Genomic DNA, 17,676 nt, shown 5'->3' with positions numbered 1-17,676 from the left:
GCGTCCGATCGCCAGTAGGGGGCGAACAGGCCGGAGAAGGCGGGCACGAAGTAGACGCCGCCGTTGTCGTCGACCTGCCGGGCCAGCGCCTCGCTTTGGGCGGCGCCGGAGATGATGCCGAGCTGGTCGCGCAGCCACTGCACCGCCGACCCCGTCACCGCGATCGACCCCTCCAGCGCGTACACCGGCTTCTCGGATCCGAACTGGTAGCAGACGGTCGTCAGCAGCCCGTTCTTCGAGCGGACGAGTTCCTCGCCGGTGTTGAGCAGGAGGAAGTTGCCGGTGCCGTAGGTGTTCTTGGCCTCGCCGGGCGAGAAGCACACCTGCCCCACCGTCGCCGCCTGCTGGTCGCCGAGCGAGGCGGTCAGGGGCACCTCGCCGCCGAGCGGACCGTTTGCGCGGGTCGTCCCGTAGCCGCCGGGCGCCGACGACGGTTTGATCTCCGGGAGCATGGAGCGCGGGATCCCGAAGAACGACAGGAGTTCGTCGTCCCAGGAGAGGGTCTCCAGGTCCATCAGCATGGTGCGGCTGGCGTTGGTCGGGTCGGTGACGTGCACGCCGCCGTCCGTCCCGCCGGTGAGGTTCCACAGCACCCACGAGTCGGTCGTGCCGAACACGGCGTCGCCGTTCTCGGCGGCCTCGCGGACGCCGTCGACGTTCTCCAGGATCCACTGGATCTTGCCGCCGGAGAAGTACGTGGCCGGGGGGAGGCCCGCCTTGCGCCGGATGACGTCGCCCTTGCCGTCCCGCTCCAGGGCCGCGGCGATGCGGTCGGTGCGGGTGTCCTGCCAGACGATCGCGTTGTAGTAGGGGCGCCCGGTGCGCCGGTTCCACACCACGGTCGTCTCGCGCTGGTTGGTGATCCCGCACGCGGCCAGGTCGCCATGGGAGAGGTTCGCCTTGTTCAGCGTGCTCTCGATGACGGCGCGGGTGCGCTCCCAGATCTCGGTCGGGTTGTGCTCGACCCACCCGGCCTGGGGCAGGATCTGCTCGTGTTCGAGCTGGTGGCGGGCGATCTCGTTGCCGCCGTGGTCGAAGATCATGAATCGGGTGCTGGTCGTGCCCTGGTCGAGGGCTCCGACGAAGTCAGCCATGCGTGCGGTCTCCTGGAGTCGTGGGGGACGGGACGGGACGGCTCACGCCGCCTCGTACTCGGGCTCGGGCTTCGTGAGGCCCTGCGGGTCCTCCTCGGCGGGGGGCAGGAACCGTCCGATCAGCGCCTTGTAGAGCCCGACGCCGAGCACGCCGCCGATGAGCGGGCCGATGATCGGCACCCAGAAGTAGAGATCGCCGTTCTGGTCCCGCCAGGCGCTGCCGTAGCCGGTGAGGAACGAGGCGAGCCGGGGCCCGAAGTCGCGGGCCGGGTTGATCGCGTAGCCGGCGTCGGTGCCCCACGCCATGCCGATCGCGACGACCAGCAGGCCGATCATGAACGGGGCCAGGTTGGCGAGCGGCGGGGAGTTGCGCACGTCGGTGAGCGCCTTGATCACGAAGAGCAGGATGGCGGTGCCGATCACCTGGTCGCGGAACGCGCCCCAGGTGCCGACCGGGAGCGTGCCGTTGCCCGGCAGGGTGGAGAACACGCCCTGGGTCTTGATGGTGTGGCCGGGGTCGACCTTCGCCAGCACCTCGCTGTAGTTCCAGCGGACGATCAGCGCCGCGACGAACGCCCCCGCGGTCTGCGCGGCGATGTAGGGGGCCGTCTTGCGCCAGGCGAACTCCTTGAACGTGGCCAGCGCGATGGTGACGGCGGGGTTGAGGTGGGCGCCGCTGATCCGGGCCGCGACGTACACGCCGAGCGTGACGCCTAGGCCCCAGGCCCAGGCGATGCTGTCGTGGTCGCCGATCTCGGCCCCGGCGACCTGCGCGACGACGCCGACGCCGAACAGGATGAGGATCAGGGTGCCGGCGAACTCGGCGGCGAGTTCACCGGCCAGGGTGGGGATTCTGGGGCGTTCCGCCATGGGTACTCCTCGGCAGATGGGGTGGACGCGAGCCCCGTGAGGCTGGCTGGACGGTAAGCCGGGACGAACCGTCTTACAACGGGAGCCTGTCGACAATGTCGAACACTTTCGTCGCCGCCCGGCGGCGGTTACCCTCCACCCTGTGCACCAGATCACAGAATCCGGGCAGTTCAGGGCGCATCGGACGATGATTACGGCGGCTGCCGACATTGTCGGCACCCCGCCGGGAGACCTACCATCGCTTCCATGCCCGGACCTGTGCAGTCGATCGAGCGGGCTGCCGCGATCCTGCGCCTGCTGGCGGCGAGCTCTGGCCGGCTCGGGGTCGGGGAGATCGCCAGTTCGCTGGGCCTCGCCCGCGGCACCGCGCACGGCATCCTGCGCACCCTGGAGCGCGTCGGCTTCGTCGAGCAGGACGGCGCCACGGGGAAGTACCAGCTCGGCGCCGCCCTGCTGCACCTCGGCACGAGCTACCTCGACGTCAACGAGCTGCGGTCGCGCGCGATCAACTGGGCCGACGCGCTCGCCTCGCGCAGCGGCGAGGCCGTCCGGATCGGCACGCTGCTGGAAGGCAAGGTCCTCGTCGTCCACCACGTGTTCCGCCCTGACGACACGCTCCAGGCCATGGACGTCGGCTCGCTGCTGCCGCTGCACGCCACCGCGCTCGGCAAGGCGCTGCTCGCGCACGACGCCAACGCGGCGGCGTCCATCCGCGACACCGTCCTGGAGTCCTACTGCCGGCGCACCATCACCGACCCCAGGGAGCTCGCACGGGCCGCCACCCGCGTCCGGGAGAACGGCTGGGCCGCGGAGACCGAGGAGCTGTCCATCGGCGAGGCCGGCATCGCCGCGCCGATCCGCGGGCACGGGGGCCTCGTCGTCGGGGCCATCGGCATCTCCGGAGCGGTCGAGCGGATCTGCGACTCCCGCCGCGTCCCCGACCCGAGGCTCGTCGCCTACGTGCGGGACGCGGCCCGCGCCGTCTCCCGGGACCTCGGCGGATCACGCTGGTGACGCGCCGCCCCCGGCACGGCGGGGCGGAGGGGCGCGCCTGGGAGGAGGGCGCCTGACGTGACCGAACGGTACGTGATGTCGATCGACCAGGGCACCACCTCGACCCGGTGCATCCTGTTCGACCACGGCGGCCGCCTGGTGTCGGTGGCGCAGCGCGAGCACCGGCAGCACTTCCCCAAGCCCGGCTGGGTCGAGCACGATCCGATGGAGATCTGGCGCAACCTGGAGCGCATCGCGCCGGAGGCGCTCGCCCAGGCGGGCGCGACGCCCGGCCAGGTCGCGGCGGTCGGGATCGCCAACCAGCGGGAGACGACCGTCCTGTGGGACCGGCTGACCGGCGTCCCGATCGGCCGCGCGATCGTCTGGCAGGACATGCGGACCGGCCCGCTCGTGGACGAGCTGGCCCGGGCGCCCGGCGCCGCGATGGTCACCGAGCGCAGCGGCCTGCCGCTGGCCACCTACTTCTCGGCCCCGCGCATCCGCTGGATGCTGGACCACACACCGGGCCTGCGCGAGCGCGCCGAGCGCGGCGAGGTCCTGTTCGGCACGATGGAGAGCTGGCTGATCTGGAACCTCAGCGGCGGCGTCGACGGCGGCGTCCACGTCACCGACGTGACCAACGCCAGCCGCACGCTGCTGATGGACCTGCACACGCTGAGCTGGGACGACGGCCTGCTCGACTTCTTCGGCGTGCCGCGGGCGATGCTGCCGGAGATCCGCTCGTCCACCGAGACCTACGGGACGGCCCGCCGCGTGTTCCCCGGCGTGCGCGTCGGCGCGGCCCTCGGCGACCAGCAGGCCGCGCTGTTCGGGCAGACGTGCTTCTCCCCGGGCGATACCAAGTGCACGTACGGGACGGGCGCGTTCCTGCTGATGAACACCGGAACGAAGCCGGTGAAGTCGGACAACGGGCTGCTCACCACCGTCGGCTACAAGATCGGTGACGAGCCCGCCGTGTACGCGCTGGAGGGCTCGATCGCGATCACCGGGGCGCTCGTCCAGTGGTTCCGGGACGGCCTCGGGCTGATCTCCACGGCGCCGGAGATCGAGACCCTCGCCCGGACCGTCGACGACAACGGCGGCTGCTACATCGTCCCGGCGTTCTCCGGGCTGTTCGCCCCGCACTGGCGCAGCGAGGCCCGGGGCATCATCGTCGGCCTGACCTCCTACATCACCAAGGGGCACCTGGCGCGGGCGGTGCTGGAGGCGACGGGCTGGCAGACGCGCGAGGTCGTGGACGCGATGAACGCCGACTCGGGCCTCTCGCTGAAGGAGCTGAAGGCCGACGGCGGCATGACGTCCGACAACCTCGTCATGCAGATGGTCGCCGACGTGCTGAACGTGCCGGTGGCGCGCCCGATGGTGGTGGAGACGGTGTCGCTCGGCGCCGCCTACGCCGCCGGGCTCGCGGTCGGCTACTGGGCGGGGCTCGAAGGGCTGCGGCGCAACTGGCACCGCGCCGCCCGCTGGGTCCCGGCGATGGAGCCCGCGCGGCGGGCCGCCGAGTACGACAACTGGAAGCGCGCCGTGGAGCGCACGTTCGACTGGATCCGGGCGGGGGAGGACCCGGCCGCCGCGCCCTAGATCCGGTCGCGCTCGACGAGCTGCCGGACGATCACGTTGCGCTGGATCTCGTTGGTCCCCTCTCCGACGATCATCAGCGGGGCGTCCCGGAAGTAGCGCTCGACGTCGAACTCGGTGGAGTAGCCGGCCGCGCCGTGGATGCGGACCGCGTTCAGCGCGATCTGCATGGCCGCCTCCGAGGCGTAGAGCTTGGCCATGCCCGCCTCCATGTCGCAGCGCTCGCCCGCGTCCAGGCGCTCGGCGGCGTCGAGGGTGAGCAGCCGGGCCGCGCGGAGCTGGGTGGCCATGTCGGCGAGGTAGTTGCCGATGGACTGGTGCTGCCAGATCGGCTTGCCGAAGGCCTCGCGCTGCTGGGCGTAGCGCAGGGAGTCCTCCAGGGCGGCGCGCCCGACGCCGAGCGCGCGGGCCGCGACCTGGATCCGGCCGACCTCGAGGCCGCGCATCATCTGGGCGAAGCCGCGCCCCTCCGCGCCGCCGAGCACGGCGTCGAGCGGCGCCTCGTAGCCGTCGAAGGACAGCTCGCAGCTCTCCACGCCCTTGTAGCCGAGCTTCGGCAGGTCGCGGGAGACGGTCAGGCCTGGCCCCTTCTCCACGAGCAGGATGCTGATGCCCTTGTGCCGGGGGGACGCGGCCGGGTCGGTCTTGCACATCAGCGCGATCAGGCCGGACGTGCGCGCGTTGGTGATCCACATCTTGGCGCCGTCGACGCGGTAGCGGTCCCCGTCGCGGCGCGCGGTCGTGGTCATGGCCTGCAGGTCGGAGCCGCCGGACGGCTCGGTGAGCGCCATCGTGGCGCGCAGCTCGCCGGTCGCCATCCGGGGCAGGTAGCGGGCCTTCTGCTCCTCGGTGCCGTACACGGCGAGCAGATGGGAGACGACCGTGTGGCCGCCGAACGCGCCCGCGAGCGTCATCCAGCCGCGCGCCAGCTCCTCGGTGACGAGCGCGTAGCAGGCCTTGGAGACGCTGACGTCGCCGTACGGCTCGGGCACGGCGAGCCCGAAGACCCCGAGCTCCTTCATGCGGTCGATGAGGCGGGCGGGATAGGCGCCCGCGTGCTCCAGGTCCCGGGCGACCGGGCGGACCTCCTTGTCGACGAAGTCGGCGACGACCTCGACGATGGCGCGCTCCTCGTCGCTGAGCGTGAACACGGCCCCGCCCCCTCCGGTTCGAGTCTCATATATTTGATAGGAAAATACCGGCTGTCAACGGGCGGCGGGCCTCCGCCCGTCCATAATGTGAGCCCACCACCAGGCGCACGGGGAGACGATGAGAGTGGCCCTTTCCGGTGACCAGGCCCTCGGCAGGCGCCGCCAGCTGAGCGACGAGGTGGCCGCCTACGTCCGCGAGCTCATCATGTCCGGCCAGGTCGGGCACGGGGAGTTCCTCCGCCTGGAGCGCATCGCCGAGGATCTCGGGATCAGCGTCACCCCCGTCCGGGAGGCCCTGCTCTCGCTGCGCGGCGAGGGCTTCGTCACGCTGGAGCCGCGGCGCGGGTTCATGCCGGCGCCGCTCACCCGGCAGGACGTCCAGGACCTGTTCGAGGCGCAGGCGTACTTCGCCGGCGAGCTGGCCGCCCGCGCCGCCGCGAAGATCACCGGGACCGAGCTGGAGTCGCTCGACCGGACGCAGGCGCTGCTGGAGGAGGCGTCCAAGGCCCGCGACTCCGCGGCGATCGAGCGCGCCAACCACCAGTTCCACCGGACCGTCAACCTGTGCGCGGGCTCGCCCAAGACGGCCTGGCTGCTGCAACTCGTGGTGCGGTACGCCCCGCGCCGCTTCTACTCCAGCATCGACGGCTGGACCCAGGCGTCGGTCGACGACCACCGTCTCGTCCTCGCCGCGCTGCGGGCGGGGGACGGCGACGCCGCGCGGCAGGCGATGCGCGCGCACATCCGGCACGCGGGGGCCCTGCTGGTGGTGCACCTGGAAGCGCAGGGCTTCTGGGACGAGCAGTCCGGCTGACACCGGGGTCCCCTTTCATCGCCCCGCAGGCTTCCCATATCGTATAAAAAATTTCCAGGAGGGTTGATGGACGACCGGGACCCCGAACCGGCGCGCGGCTCCGTGGTCACCACCGCCGACCACGGCGCGACGCGGGTGGTCACGCTGAACCGGCCCGAGGCCCGCAACGCGATCGACATCCCGATGCGCGAGCGGCTCCTGGCGGAGGTGCGGCGCGCCGCCGACGACCCCGGCGTCCGCGCCGTCGTGCTGACCGGCGCGGCCGGGACGTTCTCAGCGGGCGGCGACGTCCGCTCGATGGAGGGCGCCGGCCCGGACGCCGTCCGGGCGCGGCTCGACCCGGTGCACGAGGCCGTCCGGATCATCACCACCTGCGGGACGCCGTTCATCGCGGCGGTCGAGGGCGCCGCGGCCGGGCTCGGCGTGTCCCTCGCCGCCGTGTGCGACCACGTGGTCGCCGCCGAGGACGCGCGGTTCGTCGCGGCGTTCGGCAGGGTCGGCCTCGTCGCCGACGGCGGGCTGCTCTGGACGCTCCCGCATCGCGTCGGCATAGGCCGCGCCAAGGAGATGCTGGTGTTCGGGCGGACCGTGCCCGCCCAGCGCGCCTACGAGATCGGCCTGGCCGACTCCCTCGCCCCGTCCGGCAAGGCCCTGGACGCCGCCCTGGAACTCGCCGCCGAGGCCGCCGCCCTCGCCCCGCTGTCGGTCGCCGCGGCCAAGCGCCTCCTCGCCCGCACCGACCACGGCCTGGACCGCCTGCTGGACGCCGAGCGGGAGGAGCAGACCGCCCTGTTCGGCAGCGCCGACTTCGCCGAGGGGCGGGCCGCGTTCGCCGAGCGGCGCACACCGCGCTTCGAGGGCCGCTAGGGAGGATCCAGGACGTGAGCAGGCTGCAGCAGACCCATGGGCTGACCGACGAGCAGCGGGAGATCATCGCGACCGTCCGGGCGTTCGTCGACAAGGAGATCCTCCCGGTCGCGACCGAGCTGGAGCACGCCGACGCCTACCCGCAGGCGATCGTGGACGGGATGCGGGATCTCGGCCTCTTCGGCCTGACGATCGGCGAGGAGCACGGCGGGCTGGGCCAGTCCCTGCTGACCTACGCGCTCGTGGTGGAGGAGCTCTCGCGCGGCTGGATGAGCGTGTCGGGCATCGTCAACACCCACTTCATCGTCGCGTGGATGATCGCGCAGCACGGCACGGCAGAGCAGCGGGCGCACTACCTGCCGAGGATGGCGGCCGGCGAGATCCGCGGCGCGTTCTCGATGTCGGAGCCGGGCTGCGGCTCGGACGTCTCGGCCATCACGACCCGCGCCGTCCCGGACGGGGACGACTACGTGATCGACGGCCAGAAGATGTGGCTGACCAACGGAGGCTCGGCGAACCTGGTGGCGGTGCTGGTCAAGACCGACCCGGGCGCGGGCCACCGCGGCATGACCACGTTCCTGGTCGACAAGACCCCCGGCTTCGGCGAGGTCGCGCCGGGCCTCACCGTCCCCGGCAAGATCGACAAGATGGGGTACAAGGGCGTCGACACCACCGAGCTCGTCTTCGACTCCTATCGGATCCCGGCCGCGCAGGTCCTCGGCGGGGAGCCAGGGCGCGGCTTCTACCAGATGATGGACGGCGTCGAGGTCGGCCGCGTCAACGTGGCGGCGCGCGGCTGCGGCGTGGCCCGGCGCGCCTACGAGCTGGCCCTGGCCTACGCGCGGCAGCGCGAGACGTTCGGCAGGCCGATCGCCGAGCACCAGGCGGTCCTGTTCCGCCTGGCCGAGATGGCGACCAAGGTCGAGGCCGCGCACCAGATGATGGTGATGGCGGCGCGCCGCAAGGACTCCGGTGAGCGCAACGACCTCGAGGCCGGGATGGCGAAGTACCTGGCCAGCGAGTACTGCAAGGAGGTCGTGGAGGACGCGTTCCGCATCCACGGCGGCTACGCCTACTCCAGGGAGTACGAGATCGAGCGCCTGTACCGGGAGGCCCCGATGCTGCTGATCGGCGAGGGCACCGCCGACATCCAGAAAATGATCATCGGCCGCAGGCTCCTGGAGGACCGGTGACGGCGGCGGGCGCTCCGCTGCCGCTGGAAGGGATCACCGTCGTCGCGCTGGAGCAGGCGGTCGCGGCGCCGTTCGCCACGCGGCAGCTCGCCGACCTGGGCGCCCGCGTCGTCAAGGTGGAGCGCGTGGACGGCGGCGACTTCGCCCGCGCGTACGACACGGGCGTGCGCGGCGGCCTCGGCACGCACTTCGCCTGGCTCAACCGGTCGAAGGAGTCGGTCGCGCTCGACCTCAAGCGGGCCGAGGGCCGCGCGGTCCTCACCGAACTGGTCGCGCGCGCGGACGTCTTCCTGCAGAACCTCGCGCCCGGTGCCGCCGCCCGGCTCGGATTCGGCGCGGAGGAGCTGCGGGCCCGGGACCCGCGCCTGATCGTGGTCGAGATGTCGGGGTACGGGTCGCGCGGGCCGTACCGGGACAAGCGCGCCTACGACATGCTCGTCCAGGCCGAGGCGGGGCTGATCTCGGTCACCGGCACGCCCGAGACGCCCGTGAAGGCGGGCTCGCCGCTGGCCGACATCGCGGCCGGCATGTACGCCTTCTCCGGGACGCTCGCCGCGCTCGTGCGGCGCGGCACCACCGGCGAGGGCGCCTCGATCGAGGTCACGATGTTCGACGCGGTCGCCGAGTGGATGGGCCAGGCGATGTACACGACGCTCTACACCGGCTCACCGCCGCCGCGCACGCGGCTGAGCCACCCGGTGATCGCCCCGTACGACGCCTACCCGACGGCCGACGGCGTCGACGTGGTGATCGGCGTCCAGAACGACCGCGGCTGGGCCGCCCTGGCCGCCGGCGTGCTGGAGCGGCCCGACCTCGTGACCGAGCCCGCGTTCGCGACGAACCGGGCGCGGGTCGGCAACCGTGAGAAGGTGGACGCGCTCGTCGCCGCCGTCACGTCCCGCATGGGACGGGACGAGCTGCTCAGGCGGCTCGATGAGGCGGGCGTGCCGAACGCGACCCTCAACGACGGGCACGGCCTTGTCGCCCACCCGCAGCTCGCCGAGCGGGACCGGTGGCGGGAGGTGGGCTCCCCGGTCGGCGGCATCCGGGCGCTGCTCCCGCCGATCACGTTCGCCGGCGCCGAGCCCCGCATGGACCCGGTCCCGGCGCTCGGGGAGCACACCGACGCCGTGCTGCGCGAGCTGGGCCGCGACGACGCCGCCATCGAGGCCCTCCGCTCCGCCGGCGCCATCGCCTGACCGGAGGTCCAACGCGATCTCCGACCGCGCCGCCCCGGGGAGCGGCGGCTATCGTGGCGGCATGGCCAGCCGGACCCCCGCCCCCGACCGCCGCCGCGAGGAACTGCGCGACTTCCTGCGCACCCGCCGCGCCCGGCTCACCCCCGCCGACGTCGGCATGCCCGACGGCGGACGGCGCCGGACGCCGGGCCTGCGCCGCGAGGAGGTCGCGGTGCTCGCGGGGGTCGGGGTCTCCTGGTACACGTGGCTGGAGCAGGGCCGCGACATCAAGGTCTCCGGGGACGTCCTCGACGCGATCGCCCGCGCCCTGCGGCTGGACCGCGCCGAGCGCGAGCACCTTTACCTGCTCGCCGGGCTGAACCCGCCGCGCGCGGAGGCGGGCCCGGCCGCCCCGATCACGCCCGAGCTGCGGCGGGTGCTGGACGCCTGGTCGCCGCGCCCCGCCTACGTCCGCGACCGGCACTGGAACTTCGTCGCGATCAACGACGCGGCCCGCGAGGTGTTCGGGTACGGCGACACCGACCACAACTGCCTGGTCACCTACTTCACGAACGTCCGGTACCGGTCGATGCACACCCACTGGGCCGCCGCCGCGCCCGGCGTCGTGGCGCGGTTCCGCGCCGACGCCGCCCGCTACCCGGGCGACCCCGAGTTCGACCGGATCATCGCGGACCTGCTGGCGGTCAGCCCCGAGTTCGCCGAGCTGTGGCCCCGCCACGAGGTGAGCGCGGAGGCACAGGCGGTCAAGGGCATCAGGCATCCGGACGCGGGCGAGCTCGTCTTCGAGGGCACGCTGCTGCCGCTCGCCGACCGTCCGGGCCACTCCCTGGTGCTGCACAACCCGCGTCCCGGAACCGGCACGCAGGAGCGCCTCGAACGGCTGATGGCGCGCCGCGGCCTCGCCGCCGCAGGCTGACCCGGCCGCCGTCCAGGGTGGTGGTGCCACACCCAGGATGAGCGGAGTCTGTCTACGTTCCGGCCCGTCCAGCACGATCGTCCTCATGAGGAACGAAGGAGACATCATGAGGACGCGCGAGTTCGCCGGGACGCGGGTGGGCGCCGTGGGGCTCGGCTGCATGGGGATGAGCTGGGCCTACAGCGAGTCGGAACGCGACGACGACGCCTCGGTGGCGCTGATCCGGGAGGCGCTCGACCTCGGCGTGACGTTCCTGGACACCGCGCAGCCCTACGGAGACGGCCACAACGAGACGCTCGTCGGGCGGGCGCTGGCGGGACGCCGGGACGAGGCGGTCGTCGCCACCAAGACGGGCCTCGTCGTGGAGTCACTGACCACCCGCAACATCGTGCGGAACGGAAGGCCGGAGCATGTCAAGGCGTCCGCCGAGGACAGCCTGCGCCGTCTCGGCACGGACGTGATCGACCTGTACTACCTGCACCGGGTCGACCCGGAGGTGCCCCTCGCCGACACCTGGGGCGCCATGGCCGAACTGGTCGCCGAGGGCAAGGCGCGCAGCCTGGGCCTGTCGGAGGTCAGCGTCGCGCAGGCCGCCGAGGCGCACGCGATCCACCCGGTCGCGGCCGTCCAGTCGGAGCTGTCGCTGTGGACCCGGGACGCCATGGGCGCGCCCGGCGGGATCGCGGGCACCTTGCCGGGCGACACCGCGGGAGCAGGGGAGGGACCGGGCGACGTGGTCGGCTGGTGCGCCGCCCACGGCGCGGCCTTCGTGCCGTTCTCGCCGCTCGGCCGCGGCTTCCTCACGGGGACGGTCACCGCCGCCGATTTCGAGGACACCGACTTCCGCGGCGGCAACCCGCGCTTCCAGGAGGAGGCGCTGAAGGCCAACCTGCGCATCGTCGACGTGGTGAAGGCGGTCGCCGCGCGGCACGGCGCCACCCCGGCGCAGGTCGCCATCGCCTGGACGCTGGCGCAGGGCGAGCACGTCATCCCGATCCCCGGCACCAAGAAGCGGAAATATCTGCGCGACAACGCCGGAGCCGCCGCCCTGGACCTCACCGAGGCCGACCTCGCCGAGCTGGACGGCGTCCCCGCGGCCGTCGGGGGGCGGTACTGATGCGGGCCGTCACGATCCCCGAGTTCGGCGGCGCGGACGTGCTGCGCCAGGCCGAGGTGGACGTCCCCGAGCCGGGGCCTGGGCAGGTGTCCATCGACGTCGCGTACGCGGGCGCCAACTTCGCCGAAGTCCTGTACAGGCGGGGCGTCGTGGATGTGCCGCTGCCGTTCGTGCCCGGCATCGAGGTCTCCGGGCACATCCGTGCGGTCGGACCCGACGTGGAAGGGCTGCGCAGGGGCCAGCCCGTCGCCGCGCTGACGATCGTGGACAGCGGCGGCTACGCCGAGGTCGCGGTCACCTCCGCCGACCTCGTCGCGCCGCTCGACGGCCTCGGCCTCGGCCTGGACGTCGCGGCGGCCGTCCCGTCCAACGGGGCCACCGCGTTCCTCGTCCTGGACCGCGTCGCGCGCATCGAGCCGGGCGAGACCGTGCTGGTGCACGCCGCCGCCGGGGGCGTCGGCAGCCAGCTCGGCCAGGCCGCCCGGCTGCTCGGCGCGGGCCGGGTGGCCGGCACGGTCGGCGGTCCCGCCAAGATCGAGGCGGCGCGCGGGTTCGGCTACGACGACGTCGTCCTGCGCGACGCGCTGCCGGGCGAGGTCGCCGGCCTCACCGGCGGGCGCGGGTTCGACATCGTGGTGGACATGGTGGGCGGCCCGGCCCGCCGCGCCAGCCTGGACGCCCTGGCCCCGATGGGCCGGATGGTCGTGATGGGCAACGCGTCCGGCGCGGAGGACGTGGGCGTCCCGGCGAACGAGCTGTGGTTCTCCAACAAGACCGTGTCCGGATTCAACCTCGCGGCGTTCGCGGGCGTGGCACCGGCCGAGGCGGGGCGCGCCCTGCGCCGCGCGGTCGCCGCGGCCGCTTCGGGCGACCTGCGGGTCCAGGTGGAGGAACTGCCCCTGGAGCAGGCCGCCGAGGCGCACGAGCGCATCGAGTCCGGCTCCACGACCGGCAAGCTCGTGCTGGCGGTCAAGGGCTGACGCTCAGCCGCGGCCCGGCCGGAGGGCGGTCACCTCGCCGCCTTCCGGCCGGGGGACGGAGCCTGGGCGGCCAGGGCCAGCAGCTCGTCGACCGTCCACTGGTCGTAGGCGTGCTCGCCGTACTTGACCGCGACGATCCTGCCGTCGGTGCCGATCAGGAAGTCGGCGGGCAGCCCGAGGCGGCCGCCGTTCGGCATCAGCTTCGGGGCGGGGCTGCGCCGCCGCAGGACGTTCCAGGTGTCCCGGGCGGAGCCCCGGACGATCGTCCACCACACGCGCGGATCGAGCAGCGCGCGCCGCGCCGACTCCACGCCGAACTCGGCGTACAGGCGCTTGGCCGGGTCGCCGACCAGCGGGAACGGCAGGCCGCCCACGTACTCGCGCAGCTCCTTGGCGGAGGAGTGGAAGACGACGACCTCGCGGATCCCGGCGGCCTCGATCTCGTCGTGCCGCCGCACGATCGAGCGCAGGTGCAGGTTGCAGATCGGGCAGCCCGCGAACCGCCGGAACTGCAGGTGGACGAGTCGGCCGGGGTCGGGGACGGGGATCGGCGGCCCGTCCACGGGGGTCAGGTCTCGCGCGGGCACGTCCGAGCCGGGTGCCAGGTGCATGGTCGCTCCTTTAAGCGTATGTCGTACGCCTACGATCGTAAGCGTATGCCGTACGCTGTCAAGCGCCATGCCTCGACCACGCTCGCTCAGCACCGGGAGGATCGCGGGCGCCGCGCTCGCGGTCATCGACCGGGACGGCCTCGCCGGGCTGTCCATGCGCGCCGTCGCCAAGGAGCTCGGGATGAGCACCATGGCGCTCTACCGGTACGTGCGCGACCGCGAGGAGCTGGAGGGCCTGGTCGTCGACCTGGTGTACGCCGAGGTCGACACGACGCCGCCGCCCGCCGGGCCCTGGGAGGACCGGATCGAGTCCATGGCGCTGCGGATGCGGGCGGCCTTCGGCGCCCACGCGTCGATCGTCCCGCTGACCCTGACGCGCCGGCACGATTCGGCGGGGTCGCTGCGCTGGGGCGAGACGGTCGCGGGCATCCTCGCCGACGCGGGCTTCACGGGGCCCCGCGCGGCGATCGCGATGCGCGCGCTGCTCGCCCACATCATCGGCGCGATCCAGCTGGAGCACCTGAGCGCGCTGTCGGGGGAGGGGACCGCCGCCCTCGCCGGGCTGCCCGCCGACGAGTTCCCCCATCTGGCGCGGACCGCGCGGCACGCCCGCCTGCTCGGCCCCGACGAGGAGTTCCGCGGGGGGCTGGCGGCCGTGCTGCGCGGTCTCCGCGACGACGCGTCCTAGCCGGGGCTAGGTGGCCTGACGCACCAGGTGCGCCTGCTGCGCGGCGATGGCCTCGGCCGCCTGCCGCACGATCGCACCGATCAGGTCGGCGCAGTTCGGCAGGTCGTCGAGCACGCCGACGACCTGGCCGGACGCCATCACGCCGAGGTCGGGCCTGCCGTCCACCATGGCGGCCTTCAGCAGCATGGGCGTGTTGGCGGCCATCAGGACCTGCGACCACGACAGGTCCTTGCCGTGCTTCATCGCCTTGCCGTCGGCGATCATCTCCCGCCACGACATGCCGGACAGCTTCTTGAACCGCGCGCCGTTGCGCAGCGCGCGGACCAGGCCGCCGATCCGGCCGGAGCCCTCCAGCGTGTCGACCAGCTCACTGCGCAGCACCCGGTGCGGCATCCCGTCCACCTGCCGCGTCACCACGGTCTCGCCCGTCCTGAGGTAGACCTGCTTGACCGCGTCGGGCACCGAGCTGTCGGACGTCAGCAGGAACCGGGTCCCCATCGCGACGCCCGCCGCGCCGTAGGCGAGCGCGGCGGCGAGGCCGCGCCCGTCGAAGAAGCCCCCGGCCGCGATGACCGGGATGTCGACGGCGTCCACGACCTGGGGGAGCAGCAGCGTGGTGGCGACGGGGCCGGTGTGCCCGCCGCCCTCGCCGCCCTGCACCAGGACGGCGTCGGCGCCCCACCCCGCGACCTTCTCCGCGTGCCGCCGCGCGCCGACCGAGGGGATCACCACGAGCCCGGCGTCCTTCAGCTTGGCGATCAGCTCCCGCTTCGGCGCGAGCGCGAACGAGGCGACCTTCACGCCCTCCTTGATGAGCAGGTCGATGCGGTCGCCCGCGTCCCCGGCGTCGGCCCGCAGGTTGACGCCGAACGGGGCGTCGGTGCGGTCCTTGACCTCGTGGATCGCTTCCGCGAGCTGGTCGAGCGTCATGGTCGCCGACGCCAGGACGCCGAGCCCTCCCGCGTTCGCCACCGCCGTGACGAGCCGCGGACCGGCCACCCACCCCATGCCGGTCTGCACGACGGGGTGCCGCACGCCGGTCAGCCGGGTCAGCGGCGTGTCGAGCACCTGCCCGATGTCCGCCTCGCTCATGCCTGCTCCTTGCGGGGGGACGACCCCCCGCACCCCCCGGTTCGCTCCGCTCATGCTGGGACCTCCCGCTCCCGCAAGCCCTTGGGGTCGAGGACCTCGCGCATGATCCGCAGTTCCTCGCCGTCCGGCAGCCGCGTCTCGGGCACCTCGTCCGGGACGGCCAGCTCGAAGCCGGTCGCCGAGAGCACGTCGTCGACGCGCACGCCGGGGTGGACCGAGCGCAGCCGCATCCGCCTGTCCGGGGTGTCGAAGTCGAGCACGGCCAGGTTGGTCACCACGGCGCGGATCTCGTGCGCGCCGCGGTCCCAGCCGACGCCGCTCACCATGTCGACCTTCTCGGTGAACACGCGCGCCGAGTGCTTCGGCACCCAGTAGCTCGTCGTGTTCAGCAGCGTGTTGCCCGGCCCGCCGCGCACTCCGAGGAGCTGCCGGGCGGGCTGCTTCCAGTCGCCGATGCACGAGATGTTGGTGTTGCCGTGCGCGTCGATCTGGCTCGGCCCCATCACCACGTGCCGCCGCCCGTTCAGGACGAGCCACAGGTGGTCGCGGAAGGGCAGCCAGCCCTCGACGGTCCCGGCCGACCCGCCGAGCGGGACGGGCTCGGCGCTCAGCGACGGCCCGCCGTCGGTCGTCAGCAGGTCGGGCTCGAACGTCGCCCGCGCCAGCCGGGACCCCAGCATCGGGACGAACCCCGCCACCGCCGCGGCGACGATCTCCCCGTCGCCCCGGAACAGGTCCGCGCACGCGGCCGCGCACACCTCGGCCCTGGTCACCTCGCTCATCGCGCCTCCTCCCGCCAGACCCGGACCGCGTCCTGGTAGGCGGCCTCGTCGCCGGACAGGAACCGCTCGCTGAACGCCGCCCACTTGTCCGGGTCGGCCGCCGACTGCGCGTACAGCTTCTGGAACGCCTCGTCCCGCCCGAAGTCGGGCAGGCAGTCGGTGAAGTGCGCGCCGTTCGGCGTCTCCACCACGCCCGCCACCTGGGAGCGGCTGATCAGCAGCGACTGCACCGGCCCCTCCTTGGCGAAGTCGGCCGTGTCGACGAGCCGCTCGCACGAGACGTACGTCCGGTCGGCCGCCTTGGCGAACAGGTCGTCCATGTACGGGTCGGGGCCGAGGTACTGGGCGTTGCCGCGCGCGTCGGCGCGGTTCATGTGCACCAGCGCCGCGTCCATCCGCAGGGCCGGGACGGCGACGAGCTCCTGCCCGTCCTCGTAGGGCGACCGGACCGTCCGCAGCTCCGGGTTGACCCTCATCACGTCCGAGCCGAGGCCGACCGGGGTGGGCAGGAACGGCAGCCGGTGCGCCGCCGCGTACAGCCCGAACATGAACATGCCCTCGTCGTACTCGGTCAGCTCGATGGCCCCGGACTGGCGCGCCTGCCGGAAGTGCGGCTCCAGCGGGATCGAGTCCATGGTCACGAACGCGGTGACCAGCCGGCGGACCTTGCCCGCCGCGCACAGCAGCCCCACGTCCGGCCCCCCGTAGGAGACCACGGTGAGGTCGGTGACGGGGGAGCGCAGGATCGCCCGCACCAGCGCCATCGGCTTGCGCCGCGAGCCCCAGCCGCCGATCCCGAGCGTCATGCCGCTCTCCAGCGACCCCGCGACCTCCTCGACGGACATCACCTTGGAACTCATCGGGCCCCCTTGGAGACGAAGGCGTCGCGGTGCTCGTCGCCCGCGCCGACGAGGTTCAGCTCGAACGTGAAGCCCTGCTCGTAGCGGTAGCTGCGCTTGACGTCGACCGGGTCGATGCCGTTCAGCGACTCCTTGGCGCGCCGGATCACGTACCGGTCCTTGGCGGCGATGCCCGCGGCGACCTCCATCGCCTTGGCGCGCAGCTCCTCCGCCGGGACGACCTCCAGGACCGAGCCGTGGTGGTGCAGCTCCTCGGCCGTGACGTTGCGGCACGTGTAGACCATCGCGCGCATCAGGTGCTGCGGGACGAGCCGGGCCAGGTGGGTGGCCGCGCCGAGCGCGCCCCGGTCCACCTCGGGCAGCCCGAAGTAGGCGTCCCGCGAGGCGATCACGATGTCGGCGTTGCCGGCGAGGCCGACCCCGCCGCCGAGGCAGAAGCCGTGCACCGCGGCCACGACCGGGACCTCGCAGTCGTAGACGGCGGCGAACGCCGCGAAGCAGCCCCGGTTGGCGCCGACCAGCGCGGCGTGGCCCTCGGTGCTCTGCATCTCCTTGATGTCGACGCCCGCGTTGAAGCCCCGGCCCTCGGCGCGGAGCACGACGGCGCCGACCCCGGGGTCGCGGCCCGCCGCGAGCACCGCGTCGGCCAGCTCGTACCAGCCCGCGACGGTCAGGGCGTTGACCGGCGGCGCGTCCACGACGATCTCGGCGACCCCGTCCAGGGTCGTGGTGGAGACTCCCATGCGCTACCTTTCCACCAAACATTTGTTAGAACAGAAGGTAGCAGAGGCGCACGGAGGAGGCGGAATGTCACCGGAGCCGGAGGCGGCATGTCATTCGCGGCCGG

18 protein-coding genes are annotated in these 17,676 nt (G+C 73.1%); 10 read left to right on the top strand and 8 right to left on the bottom strand.

All coding sequences use genetic code 11. The features are described from left to right. Together glpK (AB0C21_RS41090) and AB0C21_RS41085 are read right to left on the bottom strand one after the other, a co-directional pair. Window positions 1-1,094: glycerol kinase GlpK (gene glpK, locus AB0C21_RS41090; protein WP_500211710.1), on the bottom strand; the 1,094-nt coding region annotated here is incomplete at its 3' end. Between the two features lie 42 nt (window positions 1,095-1,136). Then, complete coding sequence (locus AB0C21_RS41085; protein WP_353821034.1) at window positions 1,137-1,964, bottom strand: MIP/aquaporin family protein; 828 nt, start codon at window positions 1,962-1,964, stop codon at window positions 1,137-1,139. A gap of 246 nt (window positions 1,965-2,210) precedes the next feature. Here AB0C21_RS41085 and AB0C21_RS41080 point away from each other — a divergent pair, with 246 nt between their 5' ends. Together AB0C21_RS41080 and glpK (AB0C21_RS41075) are read left to right on the top strand one after the other, a co-directional pair. Beyond that, complete coding sequence (locus AB0C21_RS41080; RefSeq protein ID WP_149264447.1) at window positions 2,211-2,978, top strand: IclR family transcriptional regulator; 768 nt, start codon at window positions 2,211-2,213, stop codon at window positions 2,976-2,978. A gap of 57 nt (window positions 2,979-3,035) precedes the next feature. Beyond that, a complete protein-coding gene (gene glpK / locus AB0C21_RS41075; protein ID WP_500211707.1) occupies window positions 3,036-4,562 on the top strand; it encodes a glycerol kinase GlpK in 1,527 nt (508 codons plus the stop codon). Here the strand turns inward: glpK (AB0C21_RS41075) and AB0C21_RS41070 are convergent. Continuing rightward, complete coding sequence (locus tag AB0C21_RS41070; protein ID WP_500211705.1) at window positions 4,559-5,710, bottom strand: acyl-CoA dehydrogenase family protein; 1,152 nt, start codon at window positions 5,708-5,710, stop codon at window positions 4,559-4,561. The two genes, glpK (AB0C21_RS41075) and AB0C21_RS41070, sit on opposite strands and share 4 nt — an antisense overlap. A gap of 118 nt (window positions 5,711-5,828) precedes the next feature. Here AB0C21_RS41070 and AB0C21_RS41065 point away from each other — a divergent pair, with 118 nt between their 5' ends. The 7 genes from AB0C21_RS41065 to AB0C21_RS41035 all read left to right on the top strand — a co-directional run bounded on the left by AB0C21_RS41065 (window position 5,829) and on the right by AB0C21_RS41035 (window position 12,796). Beyond that, window positions 5,829-6,524, top strand: a complete 696-nt coding sequence (locus tag AB0C21_RS41065) for a GntR family transcriptional regulator (RefSeq protein ID WP_500211703.1) — start codon at window positions 5,829-5,831, stop codon at window positions 6,522-6,524. 66 nt (window positions 6,525-6,590) lie between these two features. Further along, window positions 6,591-7,391 carry an enoyl-CoA hydratase/isomerase family protein gene (locus AB0C21_RS41060; RefSeq protein ID WP_500211701.1) on the top strand — a complete coding sequence of 267 codons (801 nt, stop codon included), beginning with the start codon at window positions 6,591-6,593 and terminating at the stop codon, window positions 7,389-7,391. A 14-nt stretch (window positions 7,392-7,405) separates the two neighbouring features. Beyond that, complete coding sequence (locus AB0C21_RS41055; protein WP_500211699.1) at window positions 7,406-8,584, top strand: acyl-CoA dehydrogenase family protein; 1,179 nt, start codon at window positions 7,406-7,408, stop codon at window positions 8,582-8,584. Continuing rightward, on the top strand, window positions 8,581-9,783 hold the full coding sequence (locus AB0C21_RS41050) for a CaiB/BaiF CoA transferase family protein (RefSeq protein WP_500211698.1): 1,203 nt from the start codon (window positions 8,581-8,583) through the stop codon (window positions 9,781-9,783). The genes AB0C21_RS41055 and AB0C21_RS41050 overlap by 4 nt, the downstream gene beginning before the upstream one ends. 61 nt (window positions 9,784-9,844) lie before the next feature. Then, window positions 9,845-10,699, top strand: coding sequence for a helix-turn-helix transcriptional regulator (locus tag AB0C21_RS41045; protein ID WP_500211696.1), 855 nt, complete (start codon window positions 9,845-9,847; stop codon window positions 10,697-10,699). A 106-nt stretch (window positions 10,700-10,805) separates the two neighbouring features. Continuing rightward, complete coding sequence (locus AB0C21_RS41040; RefSeq protein ID WP_500211694.1) at window positions 10,806-11,816, top strand: aldo/keto reductase; 1,011 nt, start codon at window positions 10,806-10,808, stop codon at window positions 11,814-11,816. Beyond that, window positions 11,816-12,796: a quinone oxidoreductase family protein gene (locus AB0C21_RS41035; RefSeq protein ID WP_500211692.1), complete on the top strand. Its 981-nt coding sequence runs from the start codon at window positions 11,816-11,818 to the stop codon at window positions 12,794-12,796. The genes AB0C21_RS41040 and AB0C21_RS41035 overlap by 1 nt, the downstream gene beginning before the upstream one ends. A 29-nt stretch (window positions 12,797-12,825) precedes the next feature. On the opposite strand, the gene AB0C21_RS41030 is transcribed toward AB0C21_RS41035, so the two are convergent. Continuing rightward, complete coding sequence (locus AB0C21_RS41030; RefSeq protein ID WP_500211690.1) at window positions 12,826-13,407, bottom strand: peroxiredoxin-like family protein; 582 nt, start codon at window positions 13,405-13,407, stop codon at window positions 12,826-12,828. Window positions 13,408-13,474: 67 nt separating this feature from the next. On the opposite strand from AB0C21_RS41030, the gene AB0C21_RS41025 reads away from it, so the two are divergent. Beyond that, the gene (locus tag AB0C21_RS41025; RefSeq protein ID WP_500211688.1) at window positions 13,475-14,095 is read left to right on the top strand and encodes a TetR/AcrR family transcriptional regulator; all 621 of its coding nucleotides are present in this window, start codon (window positions 13,475-13,477) and stop codon (window positions 14,093-14,095) included. A gap of 6 nt (window positions 14,096-14,101) precedes the next feature. On the opposite strand, the gene AB0C21_RS41020 is transcribed toward AB0C21_RS41025, so the two are convergent. From AB0C21_RS41020 to AB0C21_RS41005, 4 genes are read right to left on the bottom strand one after another with little or no spacing between them, the layout of a single operon-like run. Further along, complete coding sequence (locus AB0C21_RS41020) at window positions 14,102-15,187, bottom strand: NAD(P)H-dependent flavin oxidoreductase (protein WP_500211687.1); 1,086 nt, start codon at window positions 15,185-15,187, stop codon at window positions 14,102-14,104. Between the two features lie 50 nt (window positions 15,188-15,237). Then, window positions 15,238-15,969, bottom strand: a complete 732-nt coding sequence (locus AB0C21_RS41015; RefSeq protein ID WP_500211685.1) for a CoA-transferase subunit beta — start codon at window positions 15,967-15,969, stop codon at window positions 15,238-15,240. Beyond that, on the bottom strand, window positions 15,966-16,829 hold the full coding sequence (locus AB0C21_RS41010) for a CoA transferase subunit A (protein WP_500211684.1): 864 nt from the start codon (window positions 16,827-16,829) through the stop codon (window positions 15,966-15,968). The genes AB0C21_RS41015 and AB0C21_RS41010 overlap by 4 nt, the downstream gene beginning before the upstream one ends. Further along, window positions 16,826-17,572 carry an enoyl-CoA hydratase family protein gene (locus AB0C21_RS41005; RefSeq protein ID WP_500211682.1) on the bottom strand — a complete coding sequence of 249 codons (747 nt, stop codon included), beginning with the start codon at window positions 17,570-17,572 and terminating at the stop codon, window positions 16,826-16,828. Before AB0C21_RS41005 ends, AB0C21_RS41010 begins: the two co-directional genes overlap by 4 nt. Window positions 17,573-17,676: the final 104 nt, after the last annotated feature.

Origin of the sequence: Spirillospora sp. NPDC049024, from assembly GCF_040649235.1 — a bacterium.
Taxonomy (GTDB): Bacteria; Actinomycetota; Actinomycetes; order Streptosporangiales; family Streptosporangiaceae; genus Spirillospora.
The sequence above is the reverse complement of the archived record's forward strand: the minus strand, read 5'-3'. Positions and strand labels throughout refer to the sequence as shown.